Source organism: Lysobacter solisilvae (genome assembly GCF_016613535.2).
In the GTDB taxonomy this organism is placed as follows: domain Bacteria; phylum Pseudomonadota; class Gammaproteobacteria; order Xanthomonadales; family Xanthomonadaceae; genus Agrilutibacter; species Agrilutibacter solisilvae.
In genome coordinates, this window is record NZ_CP071518.1 from 3,320,917 (window position 1) to 3,341,147 (window position 20,231).

The 20,231-nt window shown below is 66.5% G+C and carries 20 protein-coding genes; 6 read left to right on the forward strand and 14 right to left on the reverse strand.

The features are described from left to right. Positions 1–213 precede the first annotated feature (213 nt). On the forward strand, positions 214–1,824 hold the full coding sequence (locus I8J32_RS14620) for an SDR family NAD(P)-dependent oxidoreductase (RefSeq protein WP_407060970.1): 1,611 nt from the start codon (positions 214–216) through the stop codon (positions 1,822–1,824). A 91-nt stretch (positions 1,825–1,915) separates the two neighbouring features. On the opposite strand, the gene I8J32_RS14625 is transcribed toward I8J32_RS14620, so the two are convergent. After that, on the reverse strand, positions 1,916–3,304 hold the full coding sequence (locus tag I8J32_RS14625) for a S8 family peptidase (protein ID WP_200615825.1): 1,389 nt from the start codon (positions 3,302–3,304) through the stop codon (positions 1,916–1,918). Between the two features lie 440 nt (positions 3,305–3,744). Here I8J32_RS14625 and I8J32_RS14630 point away from each other — a divergent pair, with 440 nt between their 5' ends. Together I8J32_RS14630 and I8J32_RS14635 are read left to right on the forward strand one after the other, a co-directional pair. Then, positions 3,745–4,359 (forward strand): dihydrofolate reductase family protein, encoded by a 615-nt coding sequence (locus I8J32_RS14630; protein ID WP_200615826.1) that lies wholly within the window; start codon positions 3,745–3,747, stop codon positions 4,357–4,359. Positions 4,360–4,624: 265 nt separating this feature from the next. Further along, entirely contained in the window at positions 4,625–5,578 is a 954-nt protein-coding gene (locus tag I8J32_RS14635; protein ID WP_200615827.1) for a hypothetical protein, read from the forward strand. A gap of 26 nt (positions 5,579–5,604) precedes the next feature. Here I8J32_RS14635 and I8J32_RS14640 read toward each other — a convergent pair whose 3' ends face one another. Then, positions 5,605–6,432 carry an MEDS domain-containing protein gene (locus I8J32_RS14640; protein WP_200615828.1) on the reverse strand — a complete coding sequence of 276 codons (828 nt, stop codon included), beginning with the start codon at positions 6,430–6,432 and terminating at the stop codon, positions 5,605–5,607. A 232-nt stretch (positions 6,433–6,664) separates the two neighbouring features. Next, complete coding sequence (locus tag I8J32_RS14645; RefSeq protein ID WP_200615829.1) at positions 6,665–7,414, reverse strand: TerC family protein; 750 nt, start codon at positions 7,412–7,414, stop codon at positions 6,665–6,667. A gap of 300 nt (positions 7,415–7,714) precedes the next feature. Here I8J32_RS14645 and I8J32_RS14650 point away from each other — a divergent pair, with 300 nt between their 5' ends. Next, entirely contained in the window at positions 7,715–8,560 is an 846-nt protein-coding gene (locus tag I8J32_RS14650; protein WP_200615830.1) for a right-handed parallel beta-helix repeat-containing protein, read from the forward strand. Positions 8,561–8,643: 83 nt separating this feature from the next. Here I8J32_RS14650 and I8J32_RS14655 read toward each other — a convergent pair whose 3' ends face one another. The 5 genes from I8J32_RS14655 to I8J32_RS14680 all read right to left on the reverse strand — a co-directional run bounded on the left by I8J32_RS14655 (position 8,644) and on the right by I8J32_RS14680 (position 12,926). Next, positions 8,644–9,216, reverse strand: coding sequence for a hypothetical protein (locus tag I8J32_RS14655; protein ID WP_200615831.1), 573 nt, complete (start codon positions 9,214–9,216; stop codon positions 8,644–8,646). Between the two features lie 673 nt (positions 9,217–9,889). Beyond that, positions 9,890–10,327, reverse strand: a complete 438-nt coding sequence (locus I8J32_RS14660; protein ID WP_200615832.1) for a hypothetical protein — start codon at positions 10,325–10,327, stop codon at positions 9,890–9,892. A gap of 491 nt (positions 10,328–10,818) precedes the next feature. Continuing rightward, positions 10,819–11,058: a hypothetical protein gene (locus I8J32_RS14665; protein WP_200615834.1), complete on the reverse strand. Its 240-nt coding sequence runs from the start codon at positions 11,056–11,058 to the stop codon at positions 10,819–10,821. A 962-nt stretch (positions 11,059–12,020) separates the two neighbouring features. Continuing rightward, entirely contained in the window at positions 12,021–12,260 is a 240-nt protein-coding gene (locus tag I8J32_RS14675) for a hypothetical protein (RefSeq protein WP_200615837.1), read from the reverse strand. Positions 12,261–12,455: 195 nt separating this feature from the next. Next, a complete protein-coding gene (locus tag I8J32_RS14680) occupies positions 12,456–12,926 on the reverse strand; it encodes a hypothetical protein (RefSeq protein WP_200615838.1) in 471 nt (156 codons plus the stop codon). Positions 12,927–13,092: 166 nt separating this feature from the next. On the opposite strand from I8J32_RS14680, the gene I8J32_RS14685 reads away from it, so the two are divergent. Continuing rightward, the gene (locus I8J32_RS14685; RefSeq protein WP_245156345.1) at positions 13,093–13,521 is read left to right on the forward strand and encodes a GFA family protein; all 429 of its coding nucleotides are present in this window, start codon (positions 13,093–13,095) and stop codon (positions 13,519–13,521) included. 51 nt (positions 13,522–13,572) lie between these two features. Here I8J32_RS14685 and ygiD read toward each other — a convergent pair whose 3' ends face one another. From ygiD to I8J32_RS14710, 5 genes are all read right to left on the reverse strand, one after another. Next, on the reverse strand, positions 13,573–14,436 hold the full coding sequence (ygiD, locus tag I8J32_RS14690; RefSeq protein ID WP_245156346.1) for a 4,5-DOPA-extradiol-dioxygenase: 864 nt from the start codon (positions 14,434–14,436) through the stop codon (positions 13,573–13,575). A 188-nt stretch (positions 14,437–14,624) separates the two neighbouring features. Then, on the reverse strand, positions 14,625–15,203 hold the full coding sequence (locus I8J32_RS14695) for a hypothetical protein (protein ID WP_200615840.1): 579 nt from the start codon (positions 15,201–15,203) through the stop codon (positions 14,625–14,627). 136 nt (positions 15,204–15,339) lie between these two features. Further along, a complete protein-coding gene (locus I8J32_RS14700; protein ID WP_200615844.1) occupies positions 15,340–16,791 on the reverse strand; it encodes a serine hydrolase domain-containing protein in 1,452 nt (483 codons plus the stop codon). A gap of 217 nt (positions 16,792–17,008) precedes the next feature. Further along, positions 17,009–17,908 (reverse strand): right-handed parallel beta-helix repeat-containing protein, encoded by a 900-nt coding sequence (locus I8J32_RS14705; protein WP_200615845.1) that lies wholly within the window; start codon positions 17,906–17,908, stop codon positions 17,009–17,011. A 139-nt stretch (positions 17,909–18,047) separates the two neighbouring features. Beyond that, complete coding sequence (locus I8J32_RS14710) at positions 18,048–18,932, reverse strand: retroviral-like aspartic protease family protein (RefSeq protein ID WP_200615847.1); 885 nt, start codon at positions 18,930–18,932, stop codon at positions 18,048–18,050. Between the two features lie 294 nt (positions 18,933–19,226). Between I8J32_RS14710 and I8J32_RS14715 the strand changes: the two genes are divergently transcribed. Beyond that, positions 19,227–19,610: a nuclear transport factor 2 family protein gene (locus I8J32_RS14715; protein ID WP_200615849.1), complete on the forward strand. Its 384-nt coding sequence runs from the start codon at positions 19,227–19,229 to the stop codon at positions 19,608–19,610. Between the two features lie 128 nt (positions 19,611–19,738). Here the strand turns inward: I8J32_RS14715 and I8J32_RS14720 are convergent, their stop codons facing one another. Then, complete coding sequence (locus tag I8J32_RS14720) at positions 19,739–20,200, reverse strand: YybH family protein (RefSeq protein ID WP_200615850.1); 462 nt, start codon at positions 20,198–20,200, stop codon at positions 19,739–19,741. Positions 20,201–20,231 lie beyond the last annotated feature (31 nt).

Genomic DNA, 20,231 nt, shown 5'->3' on the forward strand with positions numbered 1-20,231 from the left:
CGCCGCGGCGCGCTGGCACTCCCCACGCAGGCCGACGTCCGGGCAAGCCCAGGCAGCCCGGAAGGGACGCCGCCCTCGCCCCGGGAGCACCCGAATCACGGGGTCGAAACCAGCGGTCAGGATCATTCACCCCCGGGGATGACCGAACAGCCCCCTTCGCCCGGCTTTCCCAGTACCCTTTCCCGCCTTCCGGCCCGCCCCGCAGACCCGTCCTTGAACACCCCCGCTTCCTCTACCCCTTCCACCGCGCCGGCATCCAATGCCGATGCAGCCGTCACCGGCGATCGCCTGCAGGCCGCCCTGGCGCTGCTGGAAGCGATCATCGCCGACCGCGGCGTGCTCGATGCGCTGCCCGCGGACGAACGCACGCGCCTGCTGCAGGCGGTCGCGCTGGTCCATCATCCCGAGCCCCGGGCGCGGCGCCGCAAGTCCAAGGACGAGGCACGCGAACGCGCGCTGGAAAAAGCGCGCGCGACCGAGGCTCTGCTCGACCAGACCGGCATCCGCACCCTGCGCCGCAAGCCCGTGTTCTCCACGCCGAACTATTTCCCGCCGCAGGCGCCGGGCCTGCATGACCCGCACAACCGCGCGTCCGATCCGGTTTCGCACAACGAGTCGCCGGAGCTGCTGCACTGCTACGTCTGCAAGCAGAAGTACACCCGCATCCATCATTTCTACGACCAGCTGTGCCCGAGCTGCGCGGAGCTGAATTTCTTCAAGCGCACCGAGACCACCGACCTGCGCGGACGCGTCGCGCTGCTCACCGGCGGACGGGTCAAGATCGGCTACCAGGCCGGCCTGAAACTGCTGCGCGCGGGCGCGACCCTGATCGTGACCACGCGCTTCCCGCGCGACTCGGCTGCCCGTTATGCGGCCGAGCCGGATTTTGGCGACTGGGGCCACCGGCTGGAAGTGTTCGGCCTGGACCTGCGCCACACCCCCAGCGTGGAGGCCTTCTGCACGCAACTGCTGGCCACGCGCGACAGGCTGGACTTCATCATCAACAACGCCTGCCAGACCGTGCGCCGCCCGCCGGCGTTCTACGCGCACATGATTGCCGGCGAGACCGCCGCGCTGCACGCCATGCCGGCGCATGTGCGCCAGCTGATCGGCCAGTACGAAGGCCTGCGCAGTGCCGACCTGGTGGCCGATGCCAGTGCGACCGCCCTGGCCGGGCGCCATGACGTCGCCGGCGTCGCCGGCCTCACCCGCGCCGCCGAACTCTCGCAGGTCCCGCTGCTGGCCGACGAACTGCTCGGCCAGACCCACCTGTTCCCCGAGGGCCGGCTCGACCAGGACCTGCAGCAGGTCGACCTGCGCGGCCGCAATTCATGGCGCCTGCAGATGGACGAGGTGCCCTCGGTGGAATTGCTGGAAACGCAGCTGGTCAACGCGGTCGCGCCGTTCATCATCAACGCGCGCCTGAAACCACTGATGCTGCGCACGCCGGAGGGTGAACAACCCACGCGCGACAAGCACATCGTCAATGTCTCGGCGGTCGAAGGCCAGTTCTACCGCAACTTCAAGACCACCAAGCACCCGCACACCAACATGGCCAAGGCCGCGCTCAACATGATGACGCGCACCGCGGCCGCCGATTACCACGGCGACCGCATCCACATGAACAGTGTCGACACCGGCTGGGTGACCGACGAGGATCCGGCGGAGATCGCCGCGCGCAAGATCATCGAGGAGCGCTTCCATCCGCCGCTGGACATCGTCGATGGCGCCGCCCGCATTGTCGACCCGATCATCCACGGCATGAACACCGGCGAGCACGTGTGGGGCCAGTTCCTGAAGGACTACGCGCCGACGGACTGGTGATCGGCCCGATCCGGGCCCCGCTGGTCGAACAAAGAAAAACCCCGGCCGGAGCCGGGGTTTTCTTTTTGCCTTGCCTAGCTGATGAAGCCGATCAGTACGCCGCCGCCGCGGAGACCGCTGCCGCCGCGTCGATGATGCCGCTGCCGATGGGCTTGTCGTTGCTGCCCGGGAAGGCGCGCAGCGTGCTCTTCAGGATCGTCTCCACCTGCGCCGGGGTCAGCGGCGTGGTGCGCACGGCCTGCATCAGCGCCACCAGGCCCGCCACGTGCGGCGAGGCCATCGAGGTACCGGCCATGCACATGTAGTTCTCGGTGGTCGGGCCGCTGGTGCCCGCGTTGCCGGTGGACACGATCAGCGTGGTGCAGTCCGGGCTGTCGCCGCCCGGAGCGGCCACGTCGATCTTGGTGCCGTAGTTGGAGTAGCTGGCACGCGTGCCGGACTTGTTGGTCGCGGCCACCGTGACGGTGTTGGTGCAGCTGGCCGGGGTGAAGCCGGCGGCGTCGGCGTTGTCGTTGCCGGCGGCGACCACCACGGTGGTGCCACGGCCAACGGCGCCGTTGATCGCGTTCTGGTAGGTGCTCGAACACGCACCCGCGCCACCCAGCGACATGTTGATCACCTCGGCCGGGTTGGCATTGGCCGGCGCGCCGGCCACCGTGCCGCCCGACGCCCAGGTGATGCCGTCGACGATGTCGGAGGTGTAACCGCCGCCACGGCCGAGCACGCGCACCGGAACGACCTTGGCGCCGTAGGCCACGCCGATCACGCCGGCGCCGTTGTTGCCCACCGCGGCGATCGTGCCGGCCACGTGCGTGCCGTGCCAGCTGGAGTTGTCGGCGCGGTAGTAGTCGCCCGGGTCGTGCGCATCGGCATCGCGGCCACCGCCGTCACCGGAGACGGTCTTGCTCGAGATGAAGTCGTAGCCCGGCAGGATGTTGGCGACCAGGTCGCTGTGGTTGGTGTAGCCGGTGTCGAGCACGGCCACGACCACACCGTTGCCGTTGGTGGTGTTCCAGGCCTGATCGGCCTTGATGCCCGGGGTACCGCTCTGCAGGCCCCACAGGTAGGTGCCGTAGTGGGTGTCGTTCGGGGTCATCAGCGGCTTCATCAGCCGGTCGACCTCGACGTACTCGACGTTCGGGTCCGCGGCGATCTGGCGCATCAGGCTTTCGGCCTCGACGCGGTCCATCCCGCGGCTGGCCTGGATGACTTCGCCGCCGACCGACAGCGTCCGCAGGCGATTGAGGGAAACGGCCTCGGCACGGTCGCGGCCGGCGCTGGTGAGGTTCTTCTGCTGCGCCGCGGACGGCGTGCCGGCGCGATATTTGACGATGAAACGATCAAAGCTGGTCTGATCCGCGGACCGCAGGCCTGCGGTATCCACGCGGCCGGCAGCGGCGGCAGAACCGGCGAATCCGACCAGGGCGACCGCAATGGCCGTGACGAACGCGCGCTGCTGGAACTTGTGCGACTTCGACATCAGGTGTTTCCCTCGGAAAAAGTAAGGTTGGCTTGCATGGCATTTGGCTCCAAGCCTTTCCCCGGTGCGCAATCCGGCGGCCCATCCGAGCGCGCGCTCCTAGTAACCGGGTGATGTCCGGCAGAACGCCGGTTTTTCGAACCTAGCGGGAAACACAAACGTCAACAATGAGGGTCACTACTCATGCCGGGCGGCGCTGCGGGCAGAAACACCGGCAATCTGCCGCAGACAGGCAGTGGACGGCACAATCCGGCAGACCAGCGGTCGGTAAATCGTTCATTGCGAACGTCGGGACCACCAGCGCGATACTCGCAAGTGCGAAAGCCGTCACACGTACTGCTGCGTAGCGACATGGCCAGCGCCCGCGTTCATGTCGATCCATTCTCCCTTCGTGCGTCGCACAGACAGGCAAACACGTCGATCAACCCAGGAGTCCGGACATGAGAACGCTCACCATCGCCGCCATGATCAGTCTCGATGGCGTCATGCAGGCCCCCGGCGGCCCCGGGGAAGACACCAGCGGCGGCTTCGCCTTCGGTGGCTGGGTCGTGCCCTACGCCAGCGAAGACGACGAGATCATGGGCGGCGCGCTCGAGCGCCCGTTCGACCTGGTGCTCGGCCGCCGCACCTACGACATCTTCGCCGCCTACTGGCCGCACGTTCCCAAGGGCGCGCCGCACCAGCACATCGCCGACGCGTTCAACGGCGCCACCAAGCACGTGGCCACCCACCACCCCGAAACCCTGGAGTGGCGGAACAGCCGCGCGCTCGGCCCGGACATCGCCGCCGCCATGCGCGAGCTCAAGCGCACCGACGGCCCCGACCTGCTGACCCAGGGCAGCAGCGAGCTCCTGCACCAGCTGCTGGCCACGGACCTGGTCGACGAACTGCGCCTGCTGGTCTATCCCGTCCTGCTCGGCCGCGGCAAGCGCCTGTTCGACGACGGGGCACAGGCATCGGCTTTCCGGCTGGCGGAGTCGAAGACTTCGTCGAAGGGCGTGCTGGTGACCCGGTATGTGCGCGACGGGGACGTGCGGACGGGGTCGTTCGGGTAAGGGGCTGCCAGGGATGATGCCTGCCGCCTTTCGTGCCTGCCTTCCGACTCAAACCTGGGCAACACCCTCGAGTTCCCGGATTGAGCAAACCTGCGTTGCTTCACCACCGGCTGCAGGTCACAAGGACTCGACGACCCTGCATCTACCGTCGGCTTCCCCCTCCAGGAAACATCGGATGCGCCACTGCCCCTCAGCAATGCCCGCGCAACGCGGCCGCCTTCGCGGCACCTCACAAGCCCTCTCATTTCCATTGCTCTGTGCATTGATGCTGTTGGGCCTGGCCACCGGTTGCCAACGCAACGCGCCGACTTCGGCAAACAACGCATCTGACGCCACCCCCGAATCACAGCCCCAGGTTCCGGCGCCCGATGCGCAGACTGCATCCCCGTCGACAACGGGACCCGTCACGCCTGACAGCACTCCCACGCCGCCCACCTCCCGACCCACCGGACGCTTCGCCGAAGAGCTGCGCAACGCCGTCTACCCGATCGACACCACGCCCACCGGCAAGGCGCCGCTCAAGGACGGTCTGTACGAATCGTCCGTCGCCGGTTCCAGCAGCAGGAACACCGTGCGACTGGGACCGGTCCCGGTATTCGGCGACCTGGATGGCGACAACGTCGAGGATGCCGCGGTGACCCTGCTCGCCACGCCGGGCGGCAGCGGCAGCTTCAGCTACCTGTCGGCCGTCCTCAATGACGATGGCGCCGCCCGCCCGACGGCTGCGGTGCTCATCGGCGACCGCATCACCGTGCAGTCGATGCACATCGTCGACGGCAGGATCGAGGTGACATGGCTGGACCGCAAGCCGGGCGAGCCGATGAGCACGGCGCCCGCCACGCGGGTCAGCAAGACCTTCGTCGTGCGGGGCGGAAAGCTGGTGGAAGCCGACGATGCCGGCACGGGCGCGACCGCAGGCCTGGAGCCGTTGCGTGGCCACTACACCTGGGGCGCGGAAGTCGAGACGTTCCGCCCCTGTGGCTCCACACAGTCCTTCTGGGTCATCGGCGACAAGGTGCTGCTGCAGCCCCTGCGGGACAGATCGGCGGCGCTGGCCAAGACCAGGGGCAAACCTTACCAGCCGGTCTACATCGAGGCCTCCGGCGCATCGGAAGGCAAAGCCACCGATGGCTTCGCGGCGGACTACGACGGCGTCTACCGCCTCGCAGCGGTGCAGGCAGCGAAGGATGTCAGCCCGGCGGACTGCAAGGCGCGCTGAGCCGCGCCTGCCTGCCTCCCCCTGGATCAGGGGGGAGCGCCCGCTCCGGCCAGTGACGCGAAAACCGCTTCGATCTTCTGGGCGTCCCTGGACTTGTCGTGCACCCACGCACCACGCTTCACGAAGATCCGTCCGTGGTTGTGGATGAGCTCCCGGCACCCGCACATGGAGGACGCTTTCGCCGGATAGGTGCACACCGCCATGATCCGCGAGTTCTGGATGGCGAGGTTCACCTTCGTCTCGTAGTCCATGAACCTGGCCATGCTCTCGGGGTCCTTGACCCAGCTGACACTCCCGGAAGCCCGAAGCCCCTCGAAACCCATGTCCCTGGCGCTCGCGCCCATCGACGCGAACTGGTAGCTCAGCTGCTCGGGCGCGCGCACCGTCCCGTTCGGGTCGGTGTAGAACTCCGAGTAATGCCGGATCTGCATCTGCCCCGTGGCCATGTAGCGATCCAGGTCAGGCACGCTCGCCGCGAGTGCCGTCCTGGCTTCCTTGACGCTCAGGTCCCCCACCAGCCAGGCGCAGGCCTCGTTTCTCTCCAGGCCCTGCTTGAAATACGGCACGAGCATGTCGAGCTGATCTTCGCTGGTCTCGTAGAACTGGCAGACATGCGCGCCCCACGGCAGGTCCAGCAGGGCTCGTTCGGATGGCACGGGCAGCGTGACCACGCCCTTGCCGAGCAGATACAACAGCAGTTCCGCCCTCATGTCGGCGGAGAGGTTCTGCAGAAGCGCGGCGTCCAGATCCGGCATCCTGGCCGCCAGCGCGTCCACGGAGTGCTCCGATTCGGGAATGCCAGCGACAGCCAGCTTCTGGCGGAGCGACTCGTTGGGGTATTCAGGTGCGTTCATCATTGGATTCTAGAAGGGCTCGGCAGGTCTGGACTGGGCGCTGGTCACGCCGGCGGGTTTCGCGGAAGCCGGACGCCGGGCGGACAGATGGTGCAAAGGCGCTGTGGCCATGCCCTCCATCCCTTTAGCAGGTACCCAGCCGCCTCATCGTGAAACAGCGCACCCGGGCCACTGCTTCGCGCAGGCTGGGCTCGTGGAGCCAGCCCAGCCTGCGTCCGGGGCCCGCTTTCGATCAATCCATGTACCGCTCATGCAACTGCACCGGCTCCACCGGCTTCTGCCGCCGGCGGATGGCCAGGTTGATCAGCTCCACGAATACCGAGAACGCCATCGCGGCGTAGATGTAGCCCTTCGGGATGTGCAGGCCGAAGCCGTCGGCGATCAGCACCAGGCCGATCATCAGCAGGAAGCTCAGCGCCAGCACCTTCACCGTCGGGTGCCGCTCGACGAAATTGCCGATCGGACGCGCGAAGGCGAGCATGAAGACGATCGAGATCAGGATCGCCGTCACCATCACCCAGCGCTCGTCCACCATGCCCACCGCGGTGATGATCGAGTCGAGCGAGAACACGATGTCGAGCAGCATGATCTGGACGATCACGCTGGCGAAAGTCGCCGTCGCCACGCCCGCCGTCACCTGCTCGCTGGCGCCTTCCAGCTTCTGGTGGATCTCATGGGTCGCCTTGGCGATCAGGAACAGGCCGCCGCCGATGAGGATCAGGTCGCGCCAGGAAAAGGCCTGTCCGAAGGCGGAGAACAACGGCGCGGTCAGGCCGACGATCCAGGCGATGGCCATCAGCAAGGCGAGCCGGGTGACCGCCGCCAGCAGGATGCCCAGCTTGCGTGCGCGCCCGCGCTGCTCGGGCGGCAGCTTGCCCGCCAGGATGGAGATGAAAATGATGTTGTCGATGCCGAGCACGAGCTCGAGCGCGGTGAGGGTCGCCAGCGCGATCCAGGTTTCGGGGTTCAACAGGACTTCCATGGTGTGCGCTCTCGTAGAAGGAACCAGGCGGGATGACCGCGGCCAGGTTCCTGCATCGACAGACGCACGCACCTTCGCCGCGAAACGGCGAAGGTCTTGCTCACAGGCCGGATGTGGCCTGCTGCTGCACCGGAGCAGATGCTCGTAATGACGGCGACAGCACGTGGGAGCTACTCCCCTTCGAGGGGAAGACTAGCAGATCGGCAGGTGCCCGGACCTTGCACAGGGCCACCGCTTGACCGCTTCCCGCCACCCATCCCATCCTCCGGGGCACTGCTTCGAGCCCGAAGGCCCCAAGACATGATCAACCCGCTGCGTTCGCTCCTGATCGGCGCCCTGCTGCTTGCACCGCTGGCCGCCCGCGCCGAGACCCATGCGACCTGCGCCGGGTTCATCGACTCGGTGCCCACCGTCATCAACACCCAGGGCACCTGGTGCCTGCGCCATGACGTCAGCACCAACATCAGCGTCGGCAGCGCCATCGAGATCGGTACCAACAACGTCACCATCGATTGCAACGACTTCAAGATCGGCGGACTGGCAGCGGGCATCGAATCGACAACGGTCGGCATCAAGGCGATCTCCAGGCAGAACATCACCGTACGCAACTGCAGCGTGCGCGGATTTTTCATCGGCGTGCAACTCACGTCCGGCGCCGGTCACCTGGTCGAAGACAACCGGGTCGACAACAGCCTGCGCTACGGCCTCTATGTCGCAGCCGAAAACTCGGTCACCCGGCGCAATCGAGTGTTCGACACCGGCGGCACGCCTGGCATCAGCTCCACGGCCGGCATCGTGGCCAGGGCGGACATCATCGACAACGTCGTCTCCGGCGTCTTCTGCGATCACCCGAACGCCTGGCCCACCGGCATCTCGCTGGAGAACGGCGACGCCGGCATCATCCAGGGCAATCGCGTCAGCGGCCTGGTCCCATCCGGCTCCGGTCTCGCGATCGGCATCACCGCCTACGCCAGCTATCCCCGCGTGCAGGGCAACCACGTTACGGCCCAGACCCCGACAGCAGGCATCGGTATCTGGACACCCGGTTCGACGAGCTTCTGTCTGGAAAACACCGTTGCCAACTTCCAGACGGCGCGCCAGAACTGCGGGCAGAGTGTGGGGAATCTGGACTTTCCGACGCCGTGATCGACGGCGATGCAGGCGGCGGGCATCAGCGTCGCTGGCTGACCCTGCAATCTAGATGCAGCACCTGCAGTGACCCCGCTTCCTCAGCAGGCCGGCACCATCTCCATCGAGATGATCGTTGGCCAGTACTTGGAGTCCGTCGACTCAAGCAACCTGAGCATCATCTCGTCGAATTCGGCCAGTTCAGGCCAATCAAGGATGGCCGACCTCATCCCCGCACCTATTGCGAGCAACATCCCTTGCAGGGACGCGTTGAACTCCCGAATGAGCGCTTGCTCAGCCTGAAGCTTTGCCACGATTGAAGCGCAGCCCTCCACAGTCCTGAACTCCACGCCGTTGTCCGCATGGAAGTGGTGAACCAGCCTGTTCCGCTGCTTTACCCGCCTCTTGAAGCCCTCCTTGACCTCGGGCACGTCAATTGGAAGGTTCGACAGCAAATCCTCCACGAGCGAACCGAGCGTCTTGCCAGCAACTGCCTTACTTCTCTTTTTGACCTCGGTGATCGAAAAGGAACCCGGGCCGTCCATCACTGCCAGCACGGTTTTCAGCATGCTCTCCATTAGCTGCATGGAAACCACGTTCTGGCCAACCCAGGCAAGCACTTTTCGCTGCGCGAGCACGAGATCGCTGTCTATCGCGCCAACCGGCTCTGTCATGTTTCGCTGCTCACAGGTCTAGAAAGCGACGGGATCCAGACGTTCTTTTCTTTTGGTCAGTCCCCACTTCTGTGCTATCGAGGATCGAACGGTTGAGCCCATGACCGTAGAGCGGTCTATTGCCACGTCTTTCCTCCGCTCTTGAAAGCGGGTCAGGGACCGTTGTCACTGGGTCAAAGGGCCATGACCCCGCCATCCGCCATCAGTTGGGCGACACGCTGAGCTGTTTGCTCTCACGCGTGAAGAGCTTGTACACGCCCCACGCGCCAGCCCCAGCAAGAAGTGCCCCGCCAACTGCCCAGCCAATTACCGGGACGGCTGCGGATGTAGCGGCTGCACCGACAATGGTGCTTACTCCCCCCGCCATTCCCGCGCCACCGGCTGCAAGAGCACCGCCACCTGCTGTTGCGAGGGCGCCCGTTGTTGCGGCCGCTCCAGTAGCTCCAACGGCCGTAGAAGCCGCCAAAGCGGCCGCGGCCGCTGCCTCAGCAGCAGCGCCAACCATAGTTACGCCGATCACAGCACCGGTACCCGCACCCACCGTCGCGCCTACACCCGCAGCGACAGCCTCCCCAATTGCGTTCTGTTTTCCACTATTCACGGGACCCCCTGTTGTTGATTGCCGCCAAATGCCTGAGTCAAGCCGGGCCGGGAATGGGCCTCTGCTTGAAATCTAGTTGCTTGACCTCTGCGCGATCGTCAGGAGAGTCGTAACGTCGCCTCCCCAGGAAGAAAGCTCGTCGAAATGCATGGCACCGAATGCAAGCCCCTTGCCAAAGAAGAGCTTCTGATTGACGAGATCAAGATTGCTGATTGTGCGCACCGGGTTGAACTTCCTGTACGCATGAACAACGAGGAAGAATGCTGGCTTGTCCGAATCGCGAAGATGATTCAACAGGACATATTGTCCGACGATCAACTTCGCCATGTTGGCCGAGTCAATCTCGATCAGAACCTCCCTGTCGTCATGCACGAACGACTGGTCAACAGATATTTCCACGCCCCCAGACGCGTAGCGCTTCTTTCCCAGCAGGGGTGTTCCTGGCGCTTTGCCTACAAAGATGTCATGAAACCTTCGCTCGTTGTCTCCGGCTCTTGCAGCTGTGGCCATGATTGTTAGAGACCTCGCCCCTGAAACTGGGGCCGAACCGCGAAGCGGCTTCGGCTTGAAGGAATTGTTAGGCGGCCCTAGCCGGAGATGCTGGCGCTGCATTTGTTGCATACGAAATTGCGCCTGGCTTGGTCGACTTGCGCGCCAGCCCTATTTCCAAGTGCGCCACCGATTCCTGCGCCGGTAAGTGCGCCCATTATTCCGCCCGCAACAGCTCCCACCGCAGTACCTAGGACTGGGACAACTGAGCCGATGGCCGCTCCGACGGCGGCGCCCCCTGCCGCCCCGCCGTACCCTGCAGCGGCCCCTCCGGCAATTCCAGCCACAGTACCGAGGGTCTCACCAGCGCTGGAGAGAGCAACGTGCTCATCGGTACCGCAGTTGTGACATTTCGGCTTAGATAAAGACATAGACTCCCCTGTAGAAATAGTTGTGCCGCCTGCCGCCTGAACTAAGCCGAGCCGCGAAACGGCTTCGGCTTGAATGAATTGTTAGGCATCACTCGCGGTGGGACGCTGTGACCTTTGCGACGCGAGTTCGGCACGTGTAGCCGCCAGCTCAGAGGCGATGCGTGCCAACTCCGCATTAGTCTTCCTTGACTCCGCAATGATCGCGGCAAGCTTGTCTTTGGTGCCGAAGATTGCGAAAGGAAGCAGAAACCACAGCAGCGCAAGCACAAACAGAAACAAGATGATGACGATACCGAAGCCACCACCCAGTAGATCAGCCATATCAAACTCCCCCTAGTTGATTTGCGCACCACAGAAACGACGCTGGCCCCTGTGAGACCTAACGCTTAGTAATGCCTCCAAATTGAGGCGTTGAAACCTATTTGCACGCATGCCTAACCACCGCATCCAACCGCGACAGCAAGTCATAGGTTCTCCCCAACCCCGCCGCTTCCAGCGCCGCGTCGCGCTGGCGCTTCGCCGCCTCGCAACCCGCGTTCGGGCTCCGCACGGGGATCGACGTGCCAGCAGCGCTCGGCCGCGCATTGGCTCGCGACGTACCAGCCAGGTTCGAAAGATATGCAGACTCCGCGCGATCGCGCTGGAGCTTTCGCCGTTGAGCCGCCAAGTCACCAGCGGACGGAGGTGTTTCGGGGACGTAGGTCCGGGCATTCGCGATGCGTTGCCCCGGATCGCAGGCGTGGGACTGGTAGCTGATGGCTCCGCCCTTCCCCACGCACTTGTAAAGCGTTTCGGCCCTTGCTGTTCCGCACAGCAAGACCAGCACACAGATCATCCTGATCAAATCCCGCCCCCCGGCCAGGTTTGTTTGTGCGTCGAGGATAACCAAAAGTGGCGCGGCCCGAGCGTGCCGATTGCAACCGGTCCGCAACTAGCCGTTGGGTCCGCCGGTGAACATGGGTCTGTGTCGTGCGGCTATCGGCGTGGCCCAGGCTTCAAGCCAGCGTCGGGCTTGTACCAAGCTCGCAGCAGTAGCGCCCTGCTTGGCCCTGCCCGGTGCGCGCACCACCGTTCGCCATCGGCCGTCGTGGCATTGAACCGCCCGCGCCAGCGGAAGCGTAAAACCCTGAATCGTTAATTCGTAGCCGACGCTTGGGGCCGGTCTCCAGATCAATTCGGGGTGCGGGGACTTCATGCCCCAAGGCTACGAATCCGCGTCTCGCCCACCGAGACGACAACTCTCGCGCACGGCGCCCGCAGCAACGCCGGATGCCGCACGACCATCAGCCTCCGCAGCCGCCGCAGCATTCCGAGGGAACACGCTCGACCCGAGTGGCGGCGAGCGGGCCGCCGGCTTGAAGCAGGATGCCGAGCAGCGCCGCTTCGGGCAGCAACGTGGCGATTCGCAGCGTCCGCCCACCTGCAGCCAGGTCGACGAGTGCCGTCGGGTCTTCCATGACCAGGGCAGCTTCGATGGACGCCAGGCGGGACGGCGCGTCGGGGTCGTGGACCATGTATTGCATCGCGTGCTCCAGGCTTCGTGGGTTCTGCCAGGAGAGTGCCCACCGGCGGACGGGCGGGCCATGACCTGGATCAAGCGCGTGCGCGCCTCCGGAAACCTGGCGACGTTGTCCTGCACTGCGGTGATCGTCCGCTCCACCCTCCCCCGCCATGCGGGAGAGGACTCGGAGCCGCTGGATGCTTTCCACCCTGACCGGTCAGCCACACCGCTCCAGGTCATGATCGATGGACGAAGTCACCGTCCCATCCGGATTGATCCTCAGATGGAACGTCTCGCGCACCAGGTAGTTGTTGCCGGGCCCCGGACCGATGACGAGGAAGTTGCCCACCAGGGTCGTGTTGTAGTCGTGACCGTCCTGGATCGAACCCATCACCTGGCTGTTCAATCCGCCGGTGGCGCGGTACGCGTCGCCGGTGGTCAGACCCACGCCGGTGACCTCGTGCATGTCCACGTGCATGCCACTGCGGACCTGGTTGCCGCCGATGTTCAGCCGGAACTGTTCGTGTCGCGGCCCCTCCAGCAACACCAGTTCCCCGTCACCGCCGTTGGCGCAGGGAACGAAGGTCAGGAAGCTGTAATCGTAGGTATTGTTGATGACGACTTCGGCGTTGACCGGCGCGGCCATCGCCGCGAGAAGCACGCCTGCACACACGGCACCTCGTTTCATCTGAGCTCTCCGCTCGTGGGGTAGTCCTGCGCGCGAGACTGGCGTGGCGCCCGGACGGCTGCCATCCCCCGAAAGAGGTACATGCGGGTTCAGCCCTCCACCCGGCCTGTCCTGGCGGGCCGCTACGTTGTTCCGGAAGTACGCCCAACACGCACGGAGCATCCCCATGACCCAACAGCACTCAGGCACCTGCTTCTGCGGCGCCGTGGAAGTCCAGGTAACCGGCGAGCCCGAAGGCATGGGCTACTGCCATTGCGCCTCCTGCCGTTCCTGGTCGGCCGGGCCGGTCAACGCCTTCACCCTCTGGAAGCCGGAGAACGTGAAGGTCACCCGCGGCGCCGGGCAGGTCGGCCACTTCCAGAAGACGCCGATGAGCGACCGGCAGTTCTGCACCGCCTGCGGCGGTCACGTGATGACGCACCACCCGCCGTTGGGCCTGACCGACGTCTACGCCGCGACCATCCCCACCCTCGACTTCAAGCCCGGCGTGCACGTCAACTACGCGGAGACCGCGCTGCCGATGAAGGACGGGCTGCCGAAGTTCAAGGACTTTCCTTCCGAGTTCGGCGGGTCGGGGGAAATGGTGCCGGAGTGAGGGAAGGCTCGGGGTGACTCCATCGAGCCGGCAGCATCCACAAGCCTTCACTCAGATATTCGTCGACTCAGGCGGCGCGATGCTGTCCAACGCCGCGCCGCCGCCCGTGGCGCGATCGCTCTGCGGGCGCGCCATGCCGACCAGGAACGAGGTCATCGACAGGGACCCGAAGGCGTAGCCGTCGACCAGCACCTCGAGCGGCTGCCGCGTCTGCGCGCCGAATCCGGCGATGTAGAGGAAGGGCAGGAAGTGTTCGGGCGTGGGCGCGACCCGGAGGAAATCCGGGGCCTGCATCAGGCCTGCGGCGTCCTCCGGTGTCGAGGTCGCGATCTCGATGGCCTTCTCGTTGAAGCTACGCGCCCAGTCGAAGCCCCCGTCGCTGGCGTTGCAGTCCATGGCGCGCACGTTGTGCACCACGTTGCCGCTGCCCATCACCAGCACGCCGGAATCGCGCAGCGCCGCGAGCTTCGCGCCCAGGCGCAGGTGGTATTCGGCGGGTCTGGTGGCATTGATCGAGAGCTGCACTACGGGCACGTCGGCCTTCGGAAAGGCGTGGACCAGGACCGACCAGGTGCCGTGATCCAGGCCCCAGCCGTCGTGGTCGGCCCCGACGAAGTCCGGCTGCACCGCATCGGCGACCTCCTCGGCCAGTTCCGGCATGCCCGGCGCCGGGTACTGCACGTCGAACAGCGCCTGCGGGAACCCGAAGAAGTCGTGGATGGTCTTCGGCCGGGCCATCGCCGTCACCGCGGTCGCGTTGATGTACCAGTGCGCCGACACCATCAGGATCGCGCGCGGCCGCGGCACGCACAGGCCGACCGAATGCCAGGCCGCCGAGTAGCGGTTGCGTTCCAGGGCGTTCATCGGGCTGCCGTGCCCCAGGAAGACGGCCGGCATGTGCATCGCTGTGTCCATGATCAAGGGCCGTCGATGGAAATCAACGCCGCGCCGTCAACGCACGCCGTGTGCAGCGCGGATGGCTGCCTGCGCGTGGCGGGGCAGTCCGGACCATCTTTCGCGCCGGGCTGTATGCGGCCGGTGATTCCCGGCCAAGCAGTCGAAGTCGCCAGTGGCCGAAGCTCGACTACCCCCGTCCCCTCTGATCACGCCCTCAGTTCCAGCTGCCCCAGGTGGAAGCGCGTCAGCGTGATGGCGAGGGTGACCAGGGTGGCGAGCAGCAGGCTCGCCACGCAATGGAAGCGATTGTCCTTGACCAGGGCAAGCCCCACCAGCAGCGCGGCGCCGCAGGCCTGCAGGATGCGAAACGGGACCGCGAAGGTCCGCACGCCGGTGACAGGTTCCAGGAACATCGCCCAGACAGCGGCAGCCACGAGCAGTCCGAAGAAGACCACGTGGGTGTCGTAGTAATGGCGCTCGATGTCGATCTGGCCGTCGAGCAGCTCGGGCACGGCCAGGTGGCTGGCGATCACCAGCAGCGCGGGACCGATCAGGACATAGGCGAAGGTGCCGTAGGTCCAGTCCGTGACGCTATGCAGCACCCACAGCGACCACCACATGTGCAGGTGCATCACGATCAGCAGCAGCACCCAGAACGTGTGCAGCCAATAGAAGCGCACGCGGCGGCGGATCTGCACGAAATTGCCGATGCCCGCCAGGAGCTGGGTCATCCCCAGCCCCACCACGATCGACACCATGACCGTCAGGTAGTTGAAGGCGTCCATGGGATGCATCCGCGGCCGGGGACCGGGGCAGAGTACTGAATTCGGCGTTACCCCCAACGCCCTTTGATCGGCTGTTGCCAGGCGGCTGGCCGGGTTGATTCGGCCAACCCGGCAGCAGGACGCGTGCATCGTTGCGTCAGTGGAACTCCAGCGAAAGCGATCGTTCCGGACCGAACCGGACCAGGTAACCCGGCAGGCCGGGTTGCGCGCGCAGGTCATGCAGCCCGATCGGGGTGACGATGGCCGCGCGGGACAGGCCGCCGCGGGCATCCAGTCCGATCAGCTTGAGTGAATCGGCGTCGCGCTGGGGAAAGCCGTTCACCCAGTCGCGCAGCGGGCCTGGGGCCAGCCGGAGCGTGCCGATGCAGGTGCCGTCCTCCATCGCGAATACGGCGCGGCCGGCGAACGCCTTCCCGTCGAAATGGGCCGTGTAGGCCGAGGCACGCACGGGACAGGCGCGCGCGGGCGGTGACGGTCGTGGGGCCTCGCCCTGGAACGGCACGGCCAGCATCGTCGCGGTCTGCTCGATCGAGGAAACCCACAACGCATTGGACAACACGCTGGCCGCGAGCCGGCGCTGCGGCCACAGCACCAGCGCACTGCGTGCGCCCTCGGTGACGCCCGCGTGGTGCGCGATGCGCGCGCCGTCGGCGTCCTCCCCCACCCGCCAGCCAAAGCCCACGGTGGCGTCACGCTCCCGAGCCAGGCTGCCGTCGGCCAACGCCATCGGCGTGAGCATCCCCTCGAAGGTAGCGCGCGACACGATGTCGCCCCCCATGGCGCGCGCGCCGAACAGCGCAATGGCCTCGGGCGTCGCGCCCAGCCCGCCGCCACCCCAGGTGTAGCTGAAGTCATGGGGCGGGGCCGGGACCGCGGCGCCGTCGACGAAGCGGTAGGCCCGCGAGGCCTGCACATCATCGCCATCGGTGGCGTCGGCCCCCAGTGCGAGACCAGGCGCGAGCGTGTCTTCCACATAGTCCAGGAACGGTACGCCCGCCCTCGCCTCCACCACCGCGCTGAGCAGCGTGTATCCCCAGGACGAGTAGCTGTACGCCGTCCCGGGCACGCTGAGGAGCTGGCGATCCTGGAAGAGGCCCACGGCCTGGCGCACCGAGGCGTAATGCACGGCGCCGCGACCTTCGTCGACGGCCTGGTAATGCGGCAGTCCCGAAGTGTGCGCGGCCAGTTGCCGCGTGGTGAGCGGGCTCCATTGCGCGCCCAGCCAGGGCAGCACGGACTGGACGGGCGCATCGACGTCGAGCGCCCCTTCCTGCATGAGCCTGGCGGCCGCGGTCGCCGTCACGACCTTGGAGACGCTGGCCAGCCGGAACCGAGTGTGCCTGTCGACGGGCCACCCGCGCTCGACGTCGCGAAAACCGGCACTGCCCGTCCAGACCGTGACGCCGTCGCGGACCACCGCCGCGCCCATGCCCGGCACCCCGGTGGCTTCCACCAGCGCGGCCAGCATCCGGTCCGAAAGGCGCGCGGCCGCCTCGTCGGCGGGGGTGCGCCCGGCGGGGCGGGTGGGCGCGGGGACGGACAGCCCGACCAGCACACAGGCCACGATGGCCGCGGAATTCCATGTCATGTGCACACTCCATGCGGGGACGCAGGGGTAACGCGTGTGCCGGCGGGCGGTTGACGTGGGGGCTGAAAGAACATGCAGGGATCGAGGCCCCTGGACGCGAAATCGACAGCCGACGTCCTTCGGGATTTCGACGATCGTCCGCCCCCTCCCTGTCAGCGCGGATCGATCAACCCCGCCCTGCGGTGAAGGGAGCGGTCCGCAGGCTGCGGACCCACCCTCACGGCCCCACGAAGTTCCCGCCATCGGTGCAGGTGGTGAGCGCCGTGATGAAGCCACCGATCGTGTTGTCGTGCGCCAGGTGCTTGGCCGAATAGCAGTACACGCCGGCGCTGGGTGTGGTCCCCGGGCCGACGAGGTCGTTGTCGTGGACGCTCGGGCGCGCGGTGGAGGTGTCGTCGTAGGTCAGGATGCCGACGGCGGTCCCCGAGCCCTGCACGGCCAGGCCCCGGACGCGGTTGCCGGCGATCGTGCCGGAGCTGTAAAGGACCTGGATGCCGTTCGCGCTGGCCGCGCCGCTGCCATTGGGCACGGCGGCGAGGTTGCTGACCAGGTTGCCCAGCACGTCGCCGTCGTAGGTGACGCTGATGCCCACCGCGGCGCCCGGCACGCTGGTCGAGCCGCCGGTATCGATCACCTTGTTGCGCTCGACCACCGAGCCATCGCCCTCCAGGAAGATCCCGTAGCGCGTGTTGCTGGCGAAACGGTTGTCCTGGACCACGTGCCCGGCCGAATGCGTCCTGCTGCTGGCTTCGATCGATACCCCGGCATAGAACCCGCGGATGTTGCAGTTGCGCACCGTGGCATTGAGCCGGTCCTCGGCCAGGATCCCGCTCGTCATGGTGGCGCTGCCCGCGGCCAGGCCGCCGAGCTTGAAGTCGTTGCAGTCGATGGTGACGTTGTTGGTGGCGATGGTGATGGCCGCGCCGGTGGTGATGGCCGTGGTCAGGTCCTTGCGCATGCACCACACGCCCTGCGTGCCGATGACGACCGGCAGGCTTTCGATGAAGCGGCCCTCGCAGGCGTCATAGCTCTGGGCGGCGCGCGCGGCGCCGGGGAGCGCGAGCAGTCCGGTGAGAACGGCCAGCGTGGCCAGCAGGGGGCGGATCGGGATAAGCATGGATGCTCCGATGAGAGTGCACGGGTGAGGCCCGGGGCGACTCTATCAGCAGCCATGGGAGGCCGAGGGGGCTGCGCAACCGATGGGGACGCAGCGAATCAACCGCGGGTGACTCTCCCCGGACTGGCGTCCCCTTGGATCACCGCTCGATCAGCAGGCGCTTGCCCGGGTAGTCGACGACGAACCGGCGATCGCCCATCAGGTCCAGGCCGAGGATCATGCCCGGCGCCTGGTCCATGCCCATCGGCACGAACACCGGCAGGTCGCCGATGGCCAGCGTGCTCGGACGGAACGCGGTGTCGCCGATGCCGATCCGCTGGAACGACCGGGTGTGATAGTCGAAGGCGTGCCGGGTGACGCCGCTGGCCATGGTCGCGGTCTGCAGCCCGGCGCTGCCGGGCGTGACCCCGGCGGCCCTGGCGGCGTGCCAGTTCATGAAGGTCCTGCTCGCACCGGTGTCGAGCACCGCGGTCACCGGCACGCCGTCCAGAGTCACATCGAGCATCACGAAACCGATTTCAGGCATCAGCCGGATCGGCACTTCGTCCCAGCCGCGCGTGGCCGCGGGCAGCGCGCCCGGCCGGTGCAGGCCGAGCCGGTTGGACACCAGATCGAACTCCACCATGTAGCTGCCCAGCACATCGCGCCCGAGCACGCCCATCACCTCTTCGCCGTGCTTGGCCGAGGCGGGGAAGCCCGACACCAACAGCTGGCCGGCGTCCTCGCCCGCCACCTGCAACCGCGGCAGGCGGTAACGCTGGATCATCTGCGAACCGCCGGCTCCGTAGATCTCGATCTGCGCGCCGGGCTCCGGCACCAGGCCCATGCGGGCGCGCCCATGCTCGTAGAGCGCCGTGGCGCTGGCCCCCGTGTCGACCCCGAACAGTTGCGGCCCGTGCCCGCGGATCTGCACCTGCGTGACGACATGGCCCGTGCTGCTGCGCTGCAGGTCCTGGGTCCCGGCCTGCCCTGCCACGGGCAGCGCGAGGGCGATGGGCAACAGCAGGCCAGGCGACATTTTCATGGGCACATCTCGATGGGAGTGGCCGCATCGTAGGGAGGCCACGCCAGTAGGGTATGTGCGGGAAGTCGGTGTGCCTTGGGGCAGGCCCTCGAGGACCGCCACAGCGCCTGCGTGCGGGTCACGCGGCCAGCTGCCCACGCGCCTTTCCGCGCCATGAACCCATGAACGGCACCTTCGCATTTCCTTTCCCCGGTCGGCGTTACACCATCCCCCGTCGTCCGACATTCCGCACTTCTTCAAAGACCCATCGGCCGCCGACCGCGCGACCGCAAAATTCCCGATCCGGAGGTGGGCATGACCGTTACCGACCTGGGGCTGAAGTACGCCGCCCTCGACTTCCTCAAGCTGGCCGCCGCGGGTGACGTCGACGAAGCCTTCGAGCGGCACGTTGCCGCCAACTTCCGTCACCACAACCCGGCCTTTCGCGGCGACGCGGCGGCGTTGAAGCAGGCGATGCAGGCCAATGCCCGGGACAACCCCGACAAGTGCCTGGAAGTGCAGCGCTCGCTGCAGGACGGCAATGAAGTGGTCGTGTTCTCGCGCGTGCGCCAACGCCCGGATGACCGCGGCGCGGCGGTGATCCACCTGTTCCGCTTCGAGGACGGGATGATCACCGAACTGTGGGACGTGGGTCAGGCGGTGCCGGAAGAGTCGGTCAACGAGCACGGGATGTTCTAGGCCGCGTACCGCACCGTCCGCGACACCGGTGCAGCCAGCAGCGTCGAGGCGACCACTGCGCTCCCGGATTCCATGAAAACACCCATCCGGGGGAGGCCATCCGCCTGCGCCCCTTCCTCGTCAACGGATCACTTGGCCTCGGGCGGGGGATCGTCGGAAGGGTGGTCCACGATATACAGCCAGCGCCCGCCGATCTTCTTCTGCACATCGATGTAGCGTCCGTGGGTCACCGCTTCGGCCTGCGTCGCCTTGTCGACGTGGCTGACCGTGTAGGTGCCCCAGGTCACCTTGGTCGGACCCACGGTTTCCTCGCCGATCTGCGACAGCTTGAAGTCCTTGATCGTGACGCCCGAGAAGAAATGCGTGAACCCCTCGCGGATTGCCTGCCGCCCCTTGGCCATCGACCCGCCCGGGAACCAGACGATCGCGTCTTCGGCGTAGCACGACGACACCGCATCGGCGTCGCCGGCCTTGAACCCCGCGACGAAGCAATCTCCAGCCGGAGCCGGCTCCTTGGCCGCCGCACTGCCCGCGGCCAGGGCCATTCCGCACAACACGACGGCGACGGTCGATCGGCTCAGGACATGCATGGCGCGTTCTCCGGTGGCGGCGGGCGCTAGG